Genomic DNA, 19,779 nt, shown 5'->3' on the forward strand with positions numbered 1-19,779 from the left:
TACGGCTACCAGGTCACCAACGTCGAGGCGTCGATGTCCTCGCCGTCCTCGCTGCTGCACTGGACCCGGCGCATGATCGAGATCCGCAAGCAGAACCCCGCCTTCGGACTGGGCTCGTTCACGGAACTGCAGTCCTCCAACCCGGCGGTCCTGGCGTTCCTGCGCGAGTACGGCGACGACCTGGTGCTGTGCGTCAACAACTTCTCCCGCTTCGCGCAGCCCACCGAACTCGACCTGCGGGCCTACGACGGCCGGCACCCGGTCGAGCTGATCGGCGGAGTCCGCTTCCCCGCGATCGGTGAACTTCCCTACCTGCTGACCCTGCAAGGCCACGGCTTCTACTGGTTCCGGCTCACCCGAGTCGCATCCCGCATCGGCCGCCGTCGCTGACCGACCGGCGCCGAGGAAAGGACGCGTCACCATGCCGAAGACCATCACGGTCCGACCGAGAGCGGCGGCCGGTCTCGACGGGCCCCTGGCCTCGCTCGGCGGGCTGCTGCGCCAATGGCTGCCGAGGCAACGCTGGTTCGCGGGCAAGGACCGGCCCGTCACCGATCTGTCGGTGCTCTCCGTGACCGAGCTGTTCCCGGGGTGTCTGCATCTGCTGGTGCACGCCTCCCACGCGCCCGTGCCCACGCCGGGCGGCACTCACCCGCCCGGTGACTGCTACCAGCTGCTCCTCGGGCTGCGCGAACACCTCGCCCCGCGGCTGGAACGGGCGTACATCGGAAGGGCCGAGCACGGCCCGTTCGCCGGGCTCGCGGTCTACGACGCGCTGCACGAACCCCGCTCGGCCAACCTGCTGCTGGAGCGGCTGCGGCAGCCCGGCGCGGCCGGTCCGCTGCGGTTCGAGGCCGACCCGGCCGCCCACCTGCCCGGCGGTCTGCCGCCGCGGCTGCTGGACGCCGAGCAGTCCAACTCCTCGATCGTGTACGGCGACGCGTACATCCTGAAGGTCTTCCGCCGGATCCAGCCGGGCGTCAACCCGGACCTGGAGGTGACGGCCGCGCTCGCCGCACAGGGCTGCACCCGGGTGCCGGCGCCCGTGGCCTGGTTCGGCACGACCGCACCGCGGCCGGCCACGCTGGGCGTGCTGCAGCCGTTCCTGCCGGACGCGACCGACGGCTGGACGCTGGCGCTGCACGCGCTCGCCGCCGGTGACGACTTCACCGCCGAGTCCTGGGCACTGGGCCGGGCCATGGCCGAGGTGCACCTCGCACTGGCCGAGGCCTTTCCGTCGGCCGGGCCGGGCGGCGAGAACGGCCGTACTGCCGAGGCGATGTGCGCACGGCTGGACGCGGCCGCACACGCCGTGCCGGGGCTGCTGCCCTTCGTACCGGGGCTGCGGGCCGCGTTCGGGGCACTGGCCACCTGCGACTCCGGGCCGCCCGCCCAGCGCATCCACGGCGATCTGCACCTCGGGCAGGTGCTGCAGGCCGGCCGCGACTGGTTCGTCATCGACTTCGAGGGCGAGCCGTCCCGGCCGCTCGCCGAGCGTCGGGCCCCGCACTCCCCGGTTCGGGACGTGGCGGGGATGCTGCGCTCCTTCGACTACGCGGCCCGGCAGCGCCGCCCGTGGCGACCCGAATGGGCGCGCCGCTGCCGGGAGGCGTTCTGCGCGGGCTACGCGGCCCGCGCCGGCTGGGATCCACGCAAGAAGCACGCGCTGCTGCGCGCGCACGAGACGGACAGGGCGGTCTACGAGGTGCTGTACGAGGCAAGACACCGGCCCGACTGGCTGCCGGTACCGATGGCGGCGATCAAGCGGCTCGCCGTGTGGGGAGGATGACGTCATGGCCCTGCGCGACACCTCGATCCCCGAGAGCGCCGGACCCGCGCCGGCCCCGGCCCTGCTCGACCCGGCCGATCGCGGCCGGCTGCTCGGCGGCGCCCACCACGATCCGCACGCCCTGCTGGGCGCCCACCCGGTCCCGGGCGGCACACTGTTCCGGGCACTGCGCCCGAACGCGCGGGTGGTGAACGTCGTCGTCGACGGCAGGCGCCATGCGCTCGCGTCCGAGGGTGACGGTCTCTTCGCGGCCGTCCTGCCGTACCCGCAGATCCCGACGTACACACTGCGGGTGACCTACGACGACGCCGAGCAGGAGCTGCACGACCCGTACCGCTTCCTGCCCGCCCTGGGCGAGCTGGACCTGCATCTGATCCGGGAGGGCCGGCACGAGCAGCTGTGGCAGGCGCTCGGCGCCGAGCCGATGACGCACCAGGGCGTGAGAGGCACCCGCTTCACCGTGTGGGCGCCCAACGCCCAGGGGGTGCGGGTGGCCGGGGACTTCACGTACTGGGACGGCACCCAGTACCCGATGCGCTCGCTCGGCGCGTCCGGCGTGTGGGAGCTGTTCCTGCCCGGCATCGGCGAGGGCGCCCGCTACAAGTTCGAGATCACCTCGCGGTACGGCCACCGCTTCCTCAAGGCCGACCCGATGGCGCGGTGCACGGAGGTGCCGCCGGACACGGCGTCGGTCGTCACCGCCTCGGCGTACGAGTGGGGTGACGCGGAGTGGATGGCCCACCGGGGTGACACGCCCGTGCACCAGGCGCCGTTCTCGGTGTACGAGGTGCATCTGCCGTCCTGGCGGCCCGGATCGACGTACCGTCAGCTCGCCGAGGAACTGCCCGCCTATGTCAAGGAGATGGGCTTCACGCACGTCGAGCTGATGCCGGTCGCCGGGCATCCGTTCAGCGGCTCCTGGGGCTACCAGGTCACCTCCTACTACGCGCCGACACCCCGCCTCGGCTCCCCGGACGACTTCAGGCATCTGGTGGACGCGCTGCACCGGGCCGGCATCGGGGTGATCATGGACTGGGTGCCGGCGCACTTCCCGAAGGACGACTGGGCGCTGGCCCGGTTCGACGGGGATCCGCTGTACGAGCCCGGGAACGCGGCGCGCGCCGAGCACCCGGACTGGGGGACGTACGAGTTCGACTACGGGCGCACGGAGGTGCGCAACTTCCTGGTCGCCAACGCGGTGTACTGGTGCCAGGAGTTCCACATCGACGGGCTTCGGGTGGACGCCGTCGCCTCGATGCTCTACCTGGACTACTCGCGGGACTCCGGCCAGTGGACGCCGAACGTGTTCGGCGGGCGCGAGGACCTGGACGCGGTGGCGTTCCTGCAGGAGATGAACGCCACCGTCTACCGGCGCTGCCCGGGCGTGGTGACCATCGCCGAGGAGTCCACCGCCTGGGACGGGGTGACCCGGCCGACCGACAGCGGCGGGCTCGGGTTCGGGCTGAAGTGGAACATGGGCTGGATGCACGACTCGCTGCAGTACATCCAGAAGGAGCCGGTGCACCGCAAGTACCACCACAACGAGATGACCTTCTCGATGGTGTACGCCTACAGCGAGAACTACGTCCTGCCGATCTCCCACGACGAGGTCGTGCACGGCAAACAGGCACTGGTGTCGAAGATGCCCGGCGACTGGTGGCAGCGGCGCGCCAACCACCGCGCCTACCTGGGCTTCATGTGGGCCCATCCGGGCAAACAGCTGTTGTTCATGGGGCAGGAGTTCGCCCAGGGGGCGGAGTGGTCCGAGGCGCACGGCCCCGAGTGGTGGCTGCTCGGCGACGACTACCACTCGGCCGGTGACCACCGGGGCGTGCGGGATCTGGTGCGAGACCTGAACACCGTGTACCGGGCGACCCCGGCGCTGTGGCAGCGGGACTGCGACCCGGGCGGCTTCCGGTGGGTGCTGTGCGACGCGGCGGACGACAACGTCTTCGCGTTCCTGCGGTACGCCGCCGACGGCTCCCCCCTGCTCGCGGTGTCGAACTTCTCCCCGGTCGTCCGGCACGACTACCGCCTGTGGGCCGGCGAGGAGATCCCCGCCTGGCAGGAGCAGCTGAACACCGACGACGTCCGCTACGGCGGCGGCGGGGTCGGCGACGAGGGGCTGCTCAAGCCCGAGGACGGGTTCCTGAGGCTCACGCTGCCGCCGCTCGCGACGGTCTGGCTGGCACCGGAGCACTGAAACCACAGGTGTCGGCTGCCCGCCCAGGGGCAGTCGGGGGTCGTACTGAGTCTTGACTGCCCCTCGTGGCATGGACACGGAAGGGTGGCACCACGTGCGCACCGTGGGAGTGGAGGAGGAGCTCCTTCTGGTCGACCCGGAAAGCGGCGAACCGAAGGCGCTGGCGGCGGCCGTCCTCGCCCGGGTCGCCCACGACGATCCGGGGCAGCACGTCTTCGAGAAGGAGCTGTTCGGGCAGATGCTGGAGTTCGCCACGCACCCGCAGACGAACATGGCGGACCTCGGTGAGGAGATCGTGCGCTGCCGCAAGGAGGCGGCGCGGCACGCCGGGGAGCTCGGCTGCGCGGTCGCGGCCCTGGCCACCTCTCCCCTGCCGGTCAGCCCCTCCCTCACCGTGAACGAGCGCTACGAGTGGCTGGCCGAGCACTACGGGATCCCGACCTGGGAGCAGCTGGTGTGCGGCTGCCATGTGCACGTGTGCGTGGAGTCCGACGAGGAGGGCATCGCCGTCCTCGACGGGATCCGCCCCTGGCTCCCGGTACTCCGTGCGATCAGTGCGAACTCGCCGTTCTGGCAGGGACGGGACACCAGCTACGCCAGCTATCGCAGCCAGGTGTGGAACCGCTGGCCGTCGGCCGGGCCGACCGAGCCGTTCCTGTCGGCCGAGCGGTACCACCGGCGGGTGGCGGAGATGGTGGCCACCGGCGCCGTGCTGGACACGAGGATGGTGTACTTCGACGCACGGCTGTCCGCCCGCTATCCGACCGTGGAGGTCCGGGTGTCGGACGTGTGCCTGTCCGCGGACACCGCCGTGCTGATCGCCACGCTGACCCGTGCGCTCGTGGAGACGGCCGCACAGCACTGGCGGGCGGGCCGGCCGGCGCCCGGCCACAGCGTGAGCCTGCTGCGGCTCGCCGACTGGCAGGCCGCCCGGTTCGGCCTGGAGGGGAATCTGCTGGACCCGGCGGCCATGCGGCCCGAGCCCGCCGCGCAGGTGCTGCGGTCGCTGCTGAGGCACACCTGGGACGCGCTCACCGCCACCGGCGACGCCGAGCACGCCGAGCAGGGCGTGGCCGACCTGCTGCGCCGGGGCAACGGGGCGCACGAGCAGCGCCGACTGCTGGAGCGGGCCGGCAGCCTGCAGGACGTCGTCACCGAGTGCGTACGGCGCACCCAGGGGTGAGCGGACCGGTCAGAGGATCAGTGCCGGGGCGTACGCCGGGAAGACTGAGTCTGCCGAGTCCCCGGGACACGCCCGCATCATCAGCCGATCACGACTTCCGCGTTCCCGGCACCGAACGCGGTCCGCTGGGCTACATTCGAGCACCGCCGACACCGAGCCGGTCGACGGTGTGACCCTCTGTACATCCAGGAGCAGCGCATGCGCGACGTCGCCCTCGCTCCCGCCGTTGCCCCGCCGCTCTCCGGCGGCCTCGCCGACAGCGTGTTCGACACCGCGGAACGCAGTCCCACCCTGCCGGTGCTCGCCCACCGGGTGGACTCCGCCGCCACCGTGTGGCAGGAGGTGACGGCCGTCGAGCTGCGCGACGAGGTGGTCGACCTGGCCAAGGGGCTGATCGCCGCCGGGATCTCCCCGGGCCACCGGGTGGCCCTGATGTCCCGCACCCGCTACGAGTGGACCGTGTTCTGTCATGCGCTGTGGGCCGTGGGCGCCGAGGTCGTGCCCATCCATCCGGCCTCCTCGCGGGACCAGGCCGAGTGGATCCTGCGGGACGCCGGCTGTGTGGCCGTGGTCGTGGAGGACGAGCAGGGCGTCATGACCGTCGGCACGGTGTGCGCCCGGCTGCCCCGGCTGCGCCACGTCTGGCAGCTGGACGCGGGGGCGCTGCCCGAACTCGTCGAGCAGGGCTCGGTCGTGCCGTACACCACGGTGGAGTCGCTGCGCCGGATCGTGCTCCCGGACGCCACGGCGGCGGTCGTCTACACGTCGGGCACCTCCGGCCACCCCCAGGGCTGCGCGCTCAGCCACCGGGGCCTCGCGTACCCCTGCGACACCTACCTGGCCGGCTGGCTGCACACCGCCGCGCCGCCGGGCGTACAGCCGTCCGTCCTGGCGTTTCTGCCGTTCTCCCATGTGTACGGCCTCATGATCATGCTGGTGTGTGTGCGGGGCGGTGCCTTGATGGCGCACGAGCCGGAGCTGACCGAGGCGTCGCTGGCGTCGGCGCTGGCCACCTTCCGGCCGACGTATCTGTACGGCGTGCCGTCCCTGTTCGAGAAGCTCTACAAGAAGTTCCTGCGGGCGGCCGGGGAGGCGGGCCGGGCTGCCCTGTTCGAACGGGCCGCGCAGACCGCGCGGGACTTCGCCCAGGCGGTGGAGCGCCACCGGCTGGGCACCGGACCGGGGCCCGGGTTCGAGCTGAGGCTGCAACACGCGCTGTACGAACGGACGGTGTACCGCAGGCTGCGCGCGGCGCTCGGCGGGCGGGTGGTGCGCGGCACCTCCGGCGGTTCCTCGCTCAGCCGTGAACTGACCCTGTTCTACGAGGGCATCGGGGTGTTCATCCACGACGGGTACGGCCTCACCGAGACCTCCGGCGGGATCACCATGCAGCCGCTCGGCCGGGAGAAGTCCGGTACGGTCGGCCGGCCGCTGCCGGGCACCGATGTCCAGGTGGCCGACGACGGGGAGATCCTGGTGCGCGGCCCGTCGGTGTTCCAGGGCTATGTCGGCGACGAGCCTGCGACGCGGGCCGCGCTGCGCGGTGGCTGGCTGGCCACCGGGGACATCGGGCGGCTGGACTCCGGGGGCTATCTGACGATCACCGGGCGCAAGAAGGACATCATCGTCACCAGCGGCGGCAAGAGCGTGGCCCCTGCCCCGCTGGAGCAGCGGCTGCGCATGCATCCGCTCATCCACCAGGCGGTCGTGATCGGCGACGACCGGCCCTGTGTCGGCGCCCTGATCACCCTGGACCCGGAGTTCCTCGCGCACTGGCGGGGTGGGCTGGCGCTCCAGGGCGACAGTCCGGGACGGGACAGCCGTGAGGAGAACGCGTTGCGGGAGGAGATCGCGCGGGCCGTCGCCTCCGCCAACAGCGCCGTGTCCCGCGCGGAGTCCATCCGGGTCTACCGGGTGCTGCCGGAGCCGTTCGCCGCGGACAACGGTCTGCTCACCCCGTCGCTGAAGCTGCGCCGGGACGTCATCGTGCGGCACTACGCGGCCGAGATCGACGCGATGTACCAGGCGCGGTCCCGGACGGCGCGGGTCCCCCAGGAGCCCGCGGACTGGGACGAGCCGGACGACGTCTTCCGCTGACGCCCGCCGTCCGGCAGGCGTATCCGTCCGGACCGGGAGCCGGGGCGGACGGATATCCGGCCCGGCTGCGGGAACTCGCTGGCACAGGATGAGATCAGCACCGACAGCCGTCCTGGTCGGAGGGTCCCGCCGCGTCCCTGGCCGTCCGGGACAGGGGAATGCGAGATGGCGACGGAGCCACGTGGGGACGACACACCGGCCTCGGAGGACGGGTACGAGCGCACCTTCTCCTTCGCCGGTGAGCTGTGCAACGTCACTGAGGCCCGGCTCGCGGCGGAGGAATGGCTCTGTGCGCTCGCCGCCCAGGCGCCGCCCGCCGCGCCCGAGTACTGGGACGACATTCTGCTGGTCGTGACGGAGCTGGCCGCCAACGTGATCCAGTACGCGCCCGGCCCGTTCGGTCTGCGGATGCGCCGCACCTTCGACGGCGTCCACGTCACGATGCGCGACACGAGCACGACCAGGCCTCAGCCGCGGCCCTTCCACCCGCGCACGGGCGGCGGCGGCATCGGCTGGCACCTGGTGCACACGCTGTGCACACAGGTCAGCGTCGTCGTCGACGACGAGGGCAAGGACATCCATGTGTTCCTCCCCTGGTGACCACATCACGTGCCACATCACGTGTACGACGTGTATGTGTGCGACAACCGGTTACTCCAGCCCCAGCGGGGGCATGCTGGTGCCCACGCGTTCGTCTGCCTGCCGCACCCGGCTGGCGGAACGGCTCGGGGCACGGTGGGATCAAAGGTGCTGCGCACCGCTCCAGGGCAGGCGAACGGCGTCGAGTCGGACCGCCTGGAGCCGCAGGAAGGGATGAACACCGTGACACGACCCAGGATCCTGGTGGTTGGCGCAGGCTTCGCCGGAGTGGCGTGCGTCCGCCGCCTGGAGCGCAAGCTCGCTCCCGCCGAGGCCGACGTCACCCTGGTGACGCCGCAGTCCTACCAGCTGTACCTGCCCCTGCTGCCCCAGGTCGCCTCCGGCGTGCTCACGCCGCAGTCGATCGCCCTGAGCCTGCGCCGCAGCAAGAAGTACCGCACCCGGATCATCCCGGGTGGCGCGATCGGCGTGGACCTCAGGTCCAAGGTGTGCGTCGTCCAGACCATCACCGACAAGATCGTCGACGAGCCGTACGACTACATCGTGCTGGCACCCGGCAGTGTGACGCGCACCTTCGACATCCCGGGCCTGACCGAGCACGCCTTCGGGATGAAGACCCTGGCCGAGGCCGCCTACATCCGCGACCACGTCATCGCGCAGCTGGACCTGGCGGACGCCAGCGACGACCCGGCCGAGCGGGCCGCGCGGCTGCAGTTCGTGGTCGTCGGCGGCGGATACGCCGGCACCGAGACCGCCGCCTGTCTGCAACGGCTGACGCATGCCGCCGTACAGCGCTACCCGCGTCTGGATCCCGGCCTGATCAAGTGGCATCTGATCGACATCGCGCCCAAGTTGATGCCGGAGCTGGGCGAGAAGCTCGGCCGCAGCGCGCAGGAGATCCTGGGGCGGCGGGGCATCCAGGTGTCGCTCGGCGTGTCGATCGACAAGGCCGGCGCCGAGGAGGTCACCTTCACCGACGGCCGGGTGGTCCCGACGCACACGCTGATCTGGACGGCCGGCGTGGTCGCGAGCCCGCTGATCGGCACGCTCGGCGCGGAGACGGTCCGGGGCCGGCTGGCGGTCACCCCCGAGATGTGCCTGCCGGGTCACGACGGGGTGTTCGCGCTCGGCGACTCGGCCGCCGTGCCGGATCTGGCCAAGGGCGACGGCGCGGTGTGCCCGCCGACCGCCCAGCACGCCATGCGGCAGGGCAAGACCGTCGCGGACAACGTCATCGCGACCTTGCGGGGTGCGCCGATGCAGCCGTACGTGCACCACGACCTGGGGCTGGTCGTCGACCTCGGCGGCAAGGACGCGGTGTCCAAGCCGCTCGGCATCGAGCTGCGCGGGGTCCCGGCCCAGGCGGTGGCTAGGGGTTACCACTGGTCGGCGCTGCGCACCAACGTCGCCAAGGCCCGGGTGATGACCAACTGGCTGCTGAACGCGGTCGCCGGCGACGATTTCGTCCGCACCGGCTTCCAGGCCCGCAAGCCGGCCCGTCTGAAGGACTTCGAGTTCACCGACGCGTATCTGACCCCGGAACAGGTACGGGCACGGGTGGAGGGCGGGGCCGTGGGCAACCCGTGACACCGAGCGGCAGGAGCTGATCCGTTCCCCGGTGCGGGCCGTGCCCGTGGGGCAACTGGTCCGGACCGTCGTGCGATGCTGGGGCGGAGATCGATTTCTGGCACGGGAGAGAGCGCGGCGGCGTGAGCACAGCGGGGCGACCTGGGCGGGTGCGGGTGTGGGACCGGCTCGCGGCGTACGATCCCGGGCTGCTCCGGCTCACCGCGGGGCTGCGCACGGTCACCGCGATCGCGCTCACCCTCGCCGTCCTGGCCGCCCTGCGGGTGCCGGTGCCGCATCTGGTCGCCGGCGCCATGGCGGCGATGGTGTCGACCTTCGCCATCCGGGAGAAGCAGCGCCCGGCGCAGGCCGTGACGCTCGCGCTCGGCCTGCCGGTGGCACTGGCGTCGGTGTCGCTGGGCGCGCTGCTGAACCAACGGGTCGTCGCCGGGGACCTGTTCTTCGTCGTCCTCATCTTCTGCGCGGTCTACGGCCGCCGGTTCGGTGACCGCGGCACGGCGCTCGGCCTGATCGGCTTCCAGGTCTACTTCCTCTCCCTGTTCGTGCACGCGACCGTCGCGGCGCTGCCCGCGCTGTACGGGGTCATCTGCGTGGCCTTCGCGTGCAGCGCCGCCGCGCGCTTCGTGCTGCTGCCGCAGACCCCGGCGGGCACCCTGGACCGGCTGCGGCGGGCCTTTCGCGCCCGGCTCGCGCAGCTGATCGCCGTGCAGGCCGAGTTGCTGGACGCCGGGCCGGACGACGTGGACAAGGTCCTGGACGATCTGCGCACCGCCACCGCGCGACTGCACGAGACGGCGCTGCTGATCCAGGGGCGGCTGGAGGACGGCACCTCCGACGCGGCGGTGGCCCGGCTGCTGCAGCGCCGGATCGCGGACGCCGAGGTCGCCTCGGAGCGGCTCGGCCTGCTGCTGCTGACCGCGCGCAGCGCCGAGCGGACCGACACCCTCACCCTGCATCTGCCGGGCGCCGCGCTGCCCTCCGGCGGGGAGCTTCCGGTGCGGGACGAGGCCGCTGCGGCGCTGCGCCGGGATCTGCAGGCCCTGCGGCTGCTGATGCTGCGGCCGGTCGGCGAGGCCCGGGGCACCGCGCTCGCCCGGGTGCGCAACCGGCTGCTCGGCTACCGCGAGGAGGAGAACCTGCCCAAGGCCTCGCCGGCCGTGCAGGACGTCTTCCGTGGGCTCGGCGAGGCCGCCCGGGCCGCGCTGGGCCTGCGGGTGGCGCTGGACGGGCCGCAGGACGAGTCCGACGACACCCCGGCGACGACCCGCTCGCGCGAGGAACTGGACGCGGAGGACGCCGCGATCGAGGCGGGCGAAGAGGCCGGGGCCGAGGAGCCGGGGCCGAGCGGTCTGCAGCGGCCCACGACGCGCGCCGCGGTCCAGGTGGCCGTCGGCTCCGCGCTGGCCATCGCGGGCGGCGAGCTGTTGTCCAGTCAGCGCTGGTACTGGGCGGTGCTGACCTGCTGGATCGTGTTCCTCAACACCGCCTCCACCGGCGAGATCCTGGTCAAGGGCTACCGGCGGCTGCTGGGCACGGTACTCGGCGTGGTGGCCGGCATCGTGCTCGCCGGTCTGGTCGGGCACCACACGTGGACGGCGTTCGGCCTGGTACTGGTGTTCATCTTCGCGATGTTCTACACAGCGCCGCTGTCCTACACGCTGATGTCGTTCTTCGTCACGGCGATGCTGGGGCTGCTGTACACGCTGCTGAACACCTACAGCATGGCGGTGCTGGTGCTGCGGGTGGAGGAGACGGCGCTCGGCGCGGCCTGCGGGGTGATCGCGGCGGCGGTGGTGCTGCCGATCCACACCGACCGCCGTACCAACGAACTCCTCGGCACGGTTCTCGACCGGCTAGCCGGGGTCACGCGGGGCGCGGTCGAGCAGTTGAGCGGCGGGGCGGGCGCCGATCTGGTGGAACAGGCACGCGATCTGGACCAGGCGCTGGCGGACCTGCGCGCGGCCACCCAGCCGCTGACCCATCCGATCACCCCGCTGCGCGCACGCCGGGACACCGCCCGGTACGTGGTGGCGCTGCTGGAGACATGCGCCTACCACGGGCGCTCGCTCGCGGCGACGGCCGAGCTGCTGCCGACGCATCCGTCGATCGCCGCGGATCCCCGGCTGCGCGGGGCGGGCGCGCGGATCGTGCACAACATCGAGGCGATCGCCGCGCATGTCGCCGACCCGCGGGCCACGGCGGAGATCGAGAGAGGCCCCAGCATCGCCTCGATGCTGGAGCCGGGAACCCTGCGCACCCCGCGCTACGGCCGGGTCACCGACCGGGTGCTGCGGCATCTGCAGCGGCTGGACGAGGCGGTCTCGGGTCTGGCCCGGCCGCTGGGCGTCACGGCCGGGGCGGGCCGGCCGAGGAAGTGACGGTCCGTCGGCCGCGCCCTCATTCCGGGCCGGGCCCGCCCGCGCGCCGGCCCATGGCCTCGTCCCGGACGCGGGCGCAGCTGCGGCTGATCAGCCGGGAGACGTGCATCTGGGAGATGCCCAGCCGGTCGGCGATGCGGCTCTGCGTCATGTCCTCGAAGAACCGCATGTAGAGGATGGCCCGTTCCCGCTCGGGCAGCCGGCGCAGCCCTTCCTTGGCGGCCTCGCGGTCGACCACGACGTCGTACGAGGTGTCCGCCGCCCCGAGGGTGTCGGCGAGGCTGTAGCCGTCGTCGCCGGTGGACAGTTCGGCGTCCAGGGACAGGGTGCTGAAGCTCTCCAGCGCCTCCATGCCCGCACCGACCTCGTCCTCGCTGAGGCCCGTGTGGGCGGCCATGGCGGTGACGGTGGGTTCGGGGCTGCCGGGGTGCTGGGTGAGCTCTCGGCGAGCCACGCGCACCCGGTTGCGCAGTTCCTGCACCCGGCGGGGCACCCTCAGGGCCCACATCCGGTCCCGGAAGTGCCGTTTGACCTCGCCGGTGATGGTCGGCACGGCGTAGCTCTCGAAAGCCCCCCGGGACGGGTCGAACCGGTCGATGGCCTTGACCAGCCCGAGCGCGGCCACCTGCCGCAGGTCCTCGACGGACTCGCCGCGGTCCCGGAAGCGGCCGGCGATCCGGTGGGCCATGGGCAGCCAGGCGGCGACGAGTTCGTCGCGTACGGCGTCCCGCTCGGGGCCGTCGTCCAGTTCCGGCAGCCGGGCGAACAGCGCGGCGGTGTCGGGAGCGTCGTCATGGGGCCGCCGCGCGGGAGCGGCGGCCGCGGAGTCCGTGGTGGGCGTGCCGGGACGGCTTGTCGACATGTCGGTCAGCATGCGGAATAGCTCCTGAACGTGGTTTCAGGGCACACGGCCGGAAACGCGGTTCCGGGGCCGGGCCCGAACGGTGGTGTCAGGGTCGGCCGGGGTCTGCGCCCGGTCCGCCGGGAGGGGGACCCAGGCGGTCGTACGGTTCCCGCTGGGTGCGCGCCTCCGGTCCGAAGCACGAGGTTCCGCCTGCCCCTCGCTCCGGGGAGCAAACACCGCGGGGGCGGAACTTCCGCACGGCTTCAGCGCAGCGGTACGACGACCGTGATGCGCTTGCCCCCGCAGGGCAGCTGTGCGACCCGGACGTCCCGTGACAGCCGGCAGACGATGGGCCAGCCGCGGCCGCCGGTCCGGGTGTGGCCGCGCTCGTCGTCGGGCGGGACGGCGACCGGGAGCTCGTCGCTGCGGTCGCTCACCGACACCCGTACGCAGCCGGAGTCGACGGCGACGTCGAAGCCGGTGATGCCGCCGCCGTGCCGGATGGCGTTGGTGGTGAGCTCCGAGGTGACCAGCAGGGCGTCCGCCATGGCCGCGGGCCCGCAGGAGGCGCCCGCCCGGCACCGTTCGGCCACCGCCCGTTCCACGGTTCTGCGGGCGTCGGCGGGACGGCACGGCACCCGGCGGCACGGTGTCCGCCGGGTGGCGAGGGTCATGGTCAGGTGCTTGTCGCGCATCCCTGCCTCCCTGAGCGATGCCCGGATCCCTGAACTCACTCCTTCTCGCCTCACCTCTTCCGAAGGCGTCAAACACCCTCGGTGCCGCTGTCATCACCGCGGCCAGGCGGGTACCCGACGGACATGACCGATGTCGTGGACGCGGACGAATTGCTGCGGCGCATCCGGCGTGGCCGGGAGTACGCGGCCGAGGCGGAACGGGTCTGGCGGGAGCGCGCGCAGAACCTGACGGCGAGGGATCCGGACGGTGCGCGGGAGGCGGCGGCCCGGGCGTGGGGGTTCGAGGCGGTGGCGCGGGTGCTGCAGGAGATCGTCTGCCCGGGTGGGCCGCCGGTCACGGCGGAAGGCGTGAAACAGGTCACGTGACCGGCTACCGATTGGTAGAACACCCGGCAGATGGTTTATCGTTCATACATACGTGATGCCGGGGGCGACCGGAACCGTCCTTCCTCCCTCCATCGCATCACCGCATACGGCCCTGGCCGGCCTCCCCCGTCCGGCCAGGGCTTCTTACTGCCCGGAAGCGGTGGCGAACCGGGCTCGCGCCGAGGAAATCCATGTCCCTCGAGGTGCCCTGAGGGGCGGCAGCGGCTGAAATGGGCATAGGGAAAGCACCCCGAACCGCCCCGGCGAGGAGCCCCGCGCCATGACCAAAGCGATAAAACTGCTGACCGCCCTGCCCCAGGCGCAGCGCGAGCGCCTGATGGAACTGGCCAAGGAGGTCTCGTTCCCGGAGGACACCCGCATCTTCGAGGCGGGCGGCACCGCCGACCGGTTCTGGGTCATCCGTTCCGGCGCGGTCCACCTGGACCAGCAGGTCACCTCCCGGAAGCGGGTCACCGTGGCCACGCTCGGCGCCGGCGACATGCTCGGCTGGTCCTGGCTGTTCCCGCCGTACCAGTGGGACTTCGGCGCGGTGGCCTTCACCGACGTACGCTCCTACGAGTTCGACGGGCCCTCGGTGCTGGCGCTGAGCGTGGAGGACCCGCTGCTCGGGCTCTCGCTGGTGCGGACGGTGGCCGAGATCCTCGCCCACCGCCTGGAGACGACCCGGGGCAAGCTGATGGACCAGTACACGTCCAAGGGGCGCGGCGGTCTGCTCTAGGTCAGATCCGGTAACGCCGCAGCGCCGGTACGGCGGCGGACAGGGCCAGCATCGCCACGACGACCAGGGCGCCGCCGCCGGCCACCGCGGTGCGCGGGCCGAAGGCCGAGCCGGCGGTGCCGTGCAGTACGTCGGCCAGGCGCGGCCCGCCCGCGACGACCACCGTGAAGACGCCCTGCATCCGGCCGCGCATCTCGTCGGTCGCGGCCGACAGCAGGATCGCGCCGCGGAACACCATCGACACCATGTCGGCGACACCGGCCGCGGCGAGGAAGGCCAGGGCCACCCAGAGATCGCGGCTCAGCCCGAACCCGGCGACGGCCACGCCCCAGCCGACGACCGCCCCGATGACCATCCAGCCGTGCCGGCGGGCCCGCGAGAACACTCCGGAGAACAGGCCGCCGAGCACCGCGCCGACCGGGATGCCGGCGAACAGCACGCCGAGCGCGAGCCCTTCGCCGTAGGAGTGGTACGTCTGCGCGGCCAGCTGCGGGAACAGGGCGCGGGGCATGCCGAGGACCATGGCGACGATATCGGCGAGGAAGGACAGCAGCAGCACCTTGTGCCGGGAGATGTACTGGAAGCCCGCGGCTATCTCGCGCACCCCGGCCCGGCGCGCGGCCGCCTCGCCGAGCGGCGGCAGCGCGGGCAGCCGGAAGACGGCCCACACGGTCACACACAGCGCCAGGGCGTCGATCAGGTACAGCTCCGGCAGCCCGATGACCGGGATCAGCACACCGGCGAGCAGGGGCCCGGCGACCAGGCCGGTCTGCATCACCGTGGAGCCGAGCGCGTTCGCGGCGGGCAGCTGCTCGGTGGGGACCAGCCGGGCGATGGAGGCGTTGCGGGCCGGGGAGTTGAGGCCGAAGAACGCCTGCTGGCAGGCGAGCAGCACCATGAGGACGGCGACGGAGTCCAGTCCGGTGACGGCCTGGGCCCAGAACAGCAGCGAGGTGACGGCGATACCGGTGTTGGTGACCAGCAGCAGCTTGCGGCGGTCCACGGTGTCGGCGACGGCGCCGCCCCACAGCGCGAACGCCACCATGGGCACAAGGCCGGCCAGGCTCGCGTAGCCGACCCACGCCGAGGAGTGGGTGATGTCGTAGATCTGCTGGGGCACGGCGACGGCGGTGAGCTGGCTGCCGACGGCGGTGACGATGGTCGACGCCCACAGGCGCCGGTAGGCGGGGACGCGCAGCGGTCGGGTGTCCATGGCCCAGCGGCGCCAGCCGCGCCGGGGCTCGGCCGTCGCGTCCGTCGCGGCCTCGGGTTCGCTGATGCTGCTCTCGCTCGTGTCCACGGGTGTCCTGTCGGCGATAGAGGTTGCTCGCTACATCTTTTCGCTGCGAGAGCCTGACTGTCTCAGGAACACCTGTGCACGCCGAACGGGTCTGCTTCAGGACCCGGCCACGAGCGTGACCCCCAGCGCCAGCATGGTGACGGCGACCAGGCCGTCCAGGACCCGCCATGCCGCCGGCCGGGCCAGGAAGCGGCCGAGCAGCCGGGCGCCGAACCCGAGCGCGGCGAACCAGCACAGGCTGGCGAGCGCGGCGCCGAGCCCGAAGGTCCAGCGCAGCGCGCCCCGGTCGGCCGCGAGGGAGCCGAGCAGGAACACGGTGTCCAGATAGACGTGCGGGTTCAGCCAGGTCATCGCCATACAGGTGAGCACCGCCCGGCGCCGGGAGCCCGCGGCCGGCCCCTCGGTGCTCAGCCCTGCCGTGCCCGGCCCGAGCACCCGGCGGGCGGCGAGAACGCCGTAGCAGAGCAGGAAGAGACCACCGACAATCCCGACTGCCCGGACCGCGCCCGGCCACGCCGTCACGACCGCCCCGACCCCGCCGACGCCGAGCGCGATGAGCACCGCGTCGGACAGGGCGCAAATGCCCACCACGGCGAGGACCGCGTCGCGGCGCACCCCCTGCCGCAGGACGAAGGCGTTCTGGGCGCCGATGGCGACGATCAGGGAGAGGCCGGTGCCGAATCCGGCGGCCACGGCGGTCAGGGCGTGGTGCATGCGCTCGAACCTAGAAAGTCGGTGAGCACAAGTACAGCTAAAGATTCTTAAGTACCCTTAGCGCTTGTGATGACGGCCGAGCTTCCCCTGGAACAGGTGCGGACCCTGCTCGCCGTGGTGGACGAGGGCACCTTCGACGCCGCCGCGACGGTCCTGCATGTCACCCCGTCCGCGGTCAGCCAGCGGGTCAAGGCCCTGGAACAGCGCACCGGCCGGGTCCTGCTGCAGCGCACCAAGCCGGTGCGGCCTACGGAGTCCGGCGCGGTGCTGGTGCGGTACGCCCGGCAGCTCGCCCGGCTGGAACGGGACGCCTGGGGCGAACTCGGGCTGAGCGGTGCCGGGGAGCCGACGCGGGTCTCGGTGGCGGTGAACGCGGACTCGCTGGCGACCTGGTTCCTGCCGGCGCTGACCCGGGTGGCGGGCCTCTGCTTCGAACTGCACCGGGAGGACGAGGACCACACGGCGGCCCTGCTGCGCGAGGGTCTGGTGATGGCGGCGGTGACCACCGCCGCCGATCCGGTGCCGGGCTGCACGGTCCGGCCGCTCGGCCGGATGCGCTATCTGCCGGTCGGCACACCGGAGTTCACCGCGTCCCACCTGGGCGGGCGGCCGCTGCCCGAGGCGCTGTCCGGGGCCCCGGTCGTGCTCTTCGACCGCAAGGACGACCTCCAGGACGCCTTCGTGCGCCGGCTGGGCCGGGCCTCCGCCGGCCCGCTCAGGCACCTCGTGCCCACCTCGGAGGGCTTCCTGGACGCGGTCGCCGCCGGGCTCGGCTGGGGCATGGTGCCGGAGGTCCAGGCTCAGCCGCTGCTGGCCGAGGGCAGGCTGGTGCTCCTCGCGCCCGAGGAGTGGATGGACGCCACGCTGTACTGGCAGCAGTGGAAGCTGGACTCCCCCGCACTGGCCGCACTGGCCGAGGCGGTGACCGCGACGGCCGCCGAGGCGCTGCGCCGCTGAGGCAACACGTCACGTTTCATCCGTTTCGCACCCCTGGAAGGGCCCAGCGGAGTACGGTGGTCGGGCGGTGGCGCGGCGGACGGCGGTCCCGGCCGGTTCCCGCCCCCGATTCCGCGCCCCGGTGCCCGGTCGGGAACGGATGCCCGCGGCCTGGTGGCCAATTCGCCCCGTTCCCCGGCCTGTTGAACGCGTACGGCTCGCCCCGGGGCCGTGCGCGCGCCGTGGCCGGATCGCGGTCGTCGCACGATCCCCTGTCGCACACGCCGTTTCACACCGCCCCGACCGGTCACCCGAACCCGCGCAGCACGCATGCGACAGGGACGGACGACTTCGATCGGATCCAGGAGACTTCCATGGACAACTGGCGCGATCATGCCGCGTGCCGTCACGAGGACCCCGACCTGTTCTTCCCCATCGGCACCACCGGTCCGGCGCAGGTGCAGACCCAGCGGGCCAAGGGGGTCTGCGGCCGGTGCCCGGTCCGGGAGGAGTGCCTGGACTGGGCGCTGGGGACGGGCCAGGGCATCGGCATCTGGGGCGGAACGACCGAGCTGGAGCGCCGGGCGCTGCACCGCCGCGCCCGCACCCGGCCGCGCTCCGGCTGACCGCCCGGTCCGGGCTCCGGCCGACCGGCCCCGCGGCGGCGGGTCCGCCCACCCGTTGGATCATGGTGTCGGCCTTGGCCGACACTTGTTTGGAACTGGTGAGAGTTCAGGCGTTCTTCGGCTTTCCTTCGGTGAACAGCCAGGCCCGGAACAGCCCGTCCAGCCGCTTCCCGGAGATCCGCCCGGCCAGCCGCTCGAACTGTGCCGTCGTACCGTGGCCGTCTTGGTGTGCGGCGGCCCAGGCGCGCAGGATCCGGAAGAAGTCCGGATCGCCGACGGCCTTGCGCAGTTCGTGCAGGGTCATGGCACCGCGGGCGTAGACGGGCGTGTCGAAGATGTTCCGGCCGCTGCCCGGGTCGCCGGGCGGGAAGGCTCACAGGTGATCGCTCGCCGGGTGGGCGTAGAGGGCGTCGAAGGTCTTCTGGGCGCGGTCGCCGCCGTGCTGCTCGGCGTACAGCCACTCGGCGTAGGTGGCGAAGCCCTCGTTGAGCCAGATGTCCTTCCAGGCCGTCAGGGAGACGGAGTCGCCGAACCACTGGTGGGCACTCTCGTGGACGAGGGTGCTGAGGTCGGGCGCGGAGTCGTAGAGCGGCCGGGTCTGGGTCTCCAGGGCGTAGCCGACGTCCGGGGCGTGGTCGACGATCGACCCGGCGGTGCGGAACGGGTACGGCCCGAACAGCCTGCTCTCCCAGGCGAGTACGGACGGCAACTGCTGCAGCACGGGTGCGGCCGCGCTCGCCTCGCGCGGGTCGACGGCGTTGTACACGTGGATGCCGTCCGCGGTGGTGTACTGCTCGACCTTGAACGTTCCGACGGTGGCGGTGGCGAGGTAGGCGGCCATCGGCCGGCTCTCGCGCCAGCGGAAGGTCGTACGGCCGTGCTCGCTGCGCTGCCCGAGCAGCACGCCGTTCGACACGGCCGTGCGCCCCTGGGGGACGGTGATGGTGATGTCGTAGGACGACTTGTCCCTGGGGTGGCTGTTCGCCGGGAACCAGGTCATCGCGCCCTGTGGCTCGCCGGCGACGAAGGCGCCGTCGTCGGTGGGGATCCAGCCGTCCGTGGAGCCGTCGGGGTCGGTGACCGGCTTCGGGGTGCCGTCGTAGCTGACGGTGACCCGGAAGGCCCGTCCCGTGCGGAGGGTGTGGCGCGGGGTGACGACGAGTTCCTGGCCGTCGCGCCGGAACGCCGCGCGTGTGCCGTCGACGGTGACGCCGGTGACGTTCAGGCCCGTCAGGTCGAGGTCGAAGCGGCTGAGGTTCTGGGTGGCGCGGACGGTGAGGACGGCGTGGCCGTCGAGGTGCCGGGAGGAGGTGTCGTAGCGGAGCGTCAGATCGTAGTGCCGGACGTGGTAGCCGCCGTTGCCGCTGAGCGGGAAGTAGGGGTCGCCCGCGCCGGACCCGCCGGCCGTGCCCGCCGCCGTCGGTCCGGTGGCGCCGAGGAGTGCCGCCAGCGCGACGGGGACGGTGGCGAGGACCGCGCCGCGGCGCGGGACGGCCGTTCGGCGCCGGGCGGGTTGGCTGCAAAGCGGCGTCACGGTCGCTCCTCGGGAGGTGGCGGGTGAACGGCTGGCCGCCAGACTAGGTCCTGTCGTCACATTCCCGCCGTCCGCCCGGAGGGCGGGCCCTGTGCCCGCCGCGATGGGGGTGCCCCCGCGCGAGCCTGTTCGAGCGTGGGGGAGGCTCATGTATGCCGTAGGTGCGTGCTCTGGGGGTCCCCCCGGCC

At 72.5% G+C, this 19,779-nt stretch carries 16 protein-coding genes and 1 pseudogene; 12 read left to right on the forward strand and 5 right to left on the reverse strand.

What is annotated here, in order from left to right; genetic code table 11:
• The 8 genes from ACWC2T_RS43600 to ACWC2T_RS43635 all read left to right on the forward strand — a co-directional run.
• Positions 1-390, forward strand: a 390-nt coding sequence (locus ACWC2T_RS43600; RefSeq protein ID WP_392318146.1) for an alpha-glucosidase C-terminal domain-containing protein, incomplete at its 5' end; no start/stop codon positions are given.
• A gap of 31 nt (positions 391-421) precedes the next feature.
• Positions 422-1,789 carry a maltokinase N-terminal cap-like domain-containing protein gene (locus ACWC2T_RS43605; RefSeq protein WP_450675841.1) on the forward strand — a complete coding sequence of 456 codons (1,368 nt, stop codon included), beginning with the start codon at positions 422-424 and terminating at the stop codon, positions 1,787-1,789.
• 4 nt (positions 1,790-1,793) lie between these two features.
• Positions 1,794-3,992 carry a 1,4-alpha-glucan branching enzyme gene (glgB, locus tag ACWC2T_RS43610; RefSeq protein ID WP_450675842.1) on the forward strand — a complete coding sequence of 733 codons (2,199 nt, stop codon included), beginning with the start codon at positions 1,794-1,796 and terminating at the stop codon, positions 3,990-3,992.
• Positions 3,993-4,086: 94 nt separating this feature from the next.
• The gene (locus ACWC2T_RS43615) at positions 4,087-5,175 is read left to right on the forward strand and encodes a glutamate--cysteine ligase 2 (protein ID WP_450675843.1); all 1,089 of its coding nucleotides are present in this window, start codon (positions 4,087-4,089) and stop codon (positions 5,173-5,175) included.
• Between the two features lie 198 nt (positions 5,176-5,373).
• Entirely contained in the window at positions 5,374-7,272 is a 1,899-nt protein-coding gene (locus ACWC2T_RS43620; protein WP_450675844.1) for an AMP-dependent synthetase/ligase, read from the forward strand.
• A gap of 165 nt (positions 7,273-7,437) precedes the next feature.
• The gene (locus tag ACWC2T_RS43625; RefSeq protein ID WP_450675845.1) at positions 7,438-7,872 is read left to right on the forward strand and encodes an ATP-binding protein; all 435 of its coding nucleotides are present in this window, start codon (positions 7,438-7,440) and stop codon (positions 7,870-7,872) included.
• Between the two features lie 213 nt (positions 7,873-8,085).
• Complete coding sequence (locus ACWC2T_RS43630) at positions 8,086-9,459, forward strand: NAD(P)/FAD-dependent oxidoreductase (RefSeq protein ID WP_450675846.1); 1,374 nt, start codon at positions 8,086-8,088, stop codon at positions 9,457-9,459.
• Positions 9,460-9,581: 122 nt separating this feature from the next.
• On the forward strand, positions 9,582-11,837 hold the full coding sequence (locus tag ACWC2T_RS43635; protein WP_450675847.1) for an FUSC family protein: 2,256 nt from the start codon (positions 9,582-9,584) through the stop codon (positions 11,835-11,837).
• A 19-nt stretch (positions 11,838-11,856) separates the two neighbouring features.
• On the opposite strand, the gene ACWC2T_RS43640 is transcribed toward ACWC2T_RS43635, so the two are convergent.
• Together ACWC2T_RS43640 and ACWC2T_RS43645 are read right to left on the reverse strand one after the other, a co-directional pair.
• Positions 11,857-12,711, reverse strand: a complete 855-nt coding sequence (locus ACWC2T_RS43640; RefSeq protein ID WP_450675848.1) for a SigB/SigF/SigG family RNA polymerase sigma factor — start codon at positions 12,709-12,711, stop codon at positions 11,857-11,859.
• A gap of 233 nt (positions 12,712-12,944) precedes the next feature.
• Positions 12,945-13,376, reverse strand: a complete 432-nt coding sequence (locus ACWC2T_RS43645; protein WP_450675849.1) for an ATP-binding protein — start codon at positions 13,374-13,376, stop codon at positions 12,945-12,947.
• 123 nt (positions 13,377-13,499) lie between these two features.
• Here ACWC2T_RS43645 and ACWC2T_RS43650 point away from each other — a divergent pair, with 123 nt between their 5' ends.
• Both ACWC2T_RS43650 and ACWC2T_RS43655 read left to right on the forward strand, forming a co-directional pair.
• Positions 13,500-13,742, forward strand: a complete 243-nt coding sequence (locus tag ACWC2T_RS43650) for a hypothetical protein (RefSeq protein WP_450675850.1) — start codon at positions 13,500-13,502, stop codon at positions 13,740-13,742.
• Between the two features lie 280 nt (positions 13,743-14,022).
• Positions 14,023-14,481: a cyclic nucleotide-binding domain-containing protein gene (locus tag ACWC2T_RS43655; RefSeq protein WP_450675851.1), complete on the forward strand. Its 459-nt coding sequence runs from the start codon at positions 14,023-14,025 to the stop codon at positions 14,479-14,481.
• Position 14,482: 1 nt separating this feature from the next.
• On the opposite strand, the gene ACWC2T_RS43660 is transcribed toward ACWC2T_RS43655, so the two are convergent.
• Both ACWC2T_RS43660 and ACWC2T_RS43665 read right to left on the reverse strand, forming a co-directional pair.
• Positions 14,483-15,781, reverse strand: coding sequence for an MFS transporter (locus tag ACWC2T_RS43660; protein WP_450675852.1), 1,299 nt, complete (start codon positions 15,779-15,781; stop codon positions 14,483-14,485).
• Positions 15,782-15,877: 96 nt separating this feature from the next.
• Positions 15,878-16,495, reverse strand: a complete 618-nt coding sequence (locus ACWC2T_RS43665; RefSeq protein WP_450675853.1) for a LysE/ArgO family amino acid transporter — start codon at positions 16,493-16,495, stop codon at positions 15,878-15,880.
• Positions 16,496-16,564: 69 nt separating this feature from the next.
• Between ACWC2T_RS43665 and ACWC2T_RS43670 the strand changes: the two genes are divergently transcribed.
• Together ACWC2T_RS43670 and ACWC2T_RS43675 are read left to right on the forward strand one after the other, a co-directional pair.
• Positions 16,565-17,452: a LysR family transcriptional regulator ArgP gene (locus ACWC2T_RS43670; RefSeq protein ID WP_450675854.1), complete on the forward strand. Its 888-nt coding sequence runs from the start codon at positions 16,565-16,567 to the stop codon at positions 17,450-17,452.
• A gap of 353 nt (positions 17,453-17,805) precedes the next feature.
• Positions 17,806-18,057: a WhiB family transcriptional regulator gene (locus ACWC2T_RS43675; RefSeq protein WP_450675855.1), complete on the forward strand. Its 252-nt coding sequence runs from the start codon at positions 17,806-17,808 to the stop codon at positions 18,055-18,057.
• A 106-nt stretch (positions 18,058-18,163) separates the two neighbouring features.
• On the opposite strand, the pseudogene ACWC2T_RS43680 reads toward ACWC2T_RS43675, so the two are convergent.
• Positions 18,164-19,591, reverse strand: a pseudogene (locus ACWC2T_RS43680) (M1 family metallopeptidase).
• Positions 19,592-19,779 lie beyond the last annotated feature (188 nt).

The organism is Streptomyces sp. NPDC001393 (assembly GCF_053597455.1).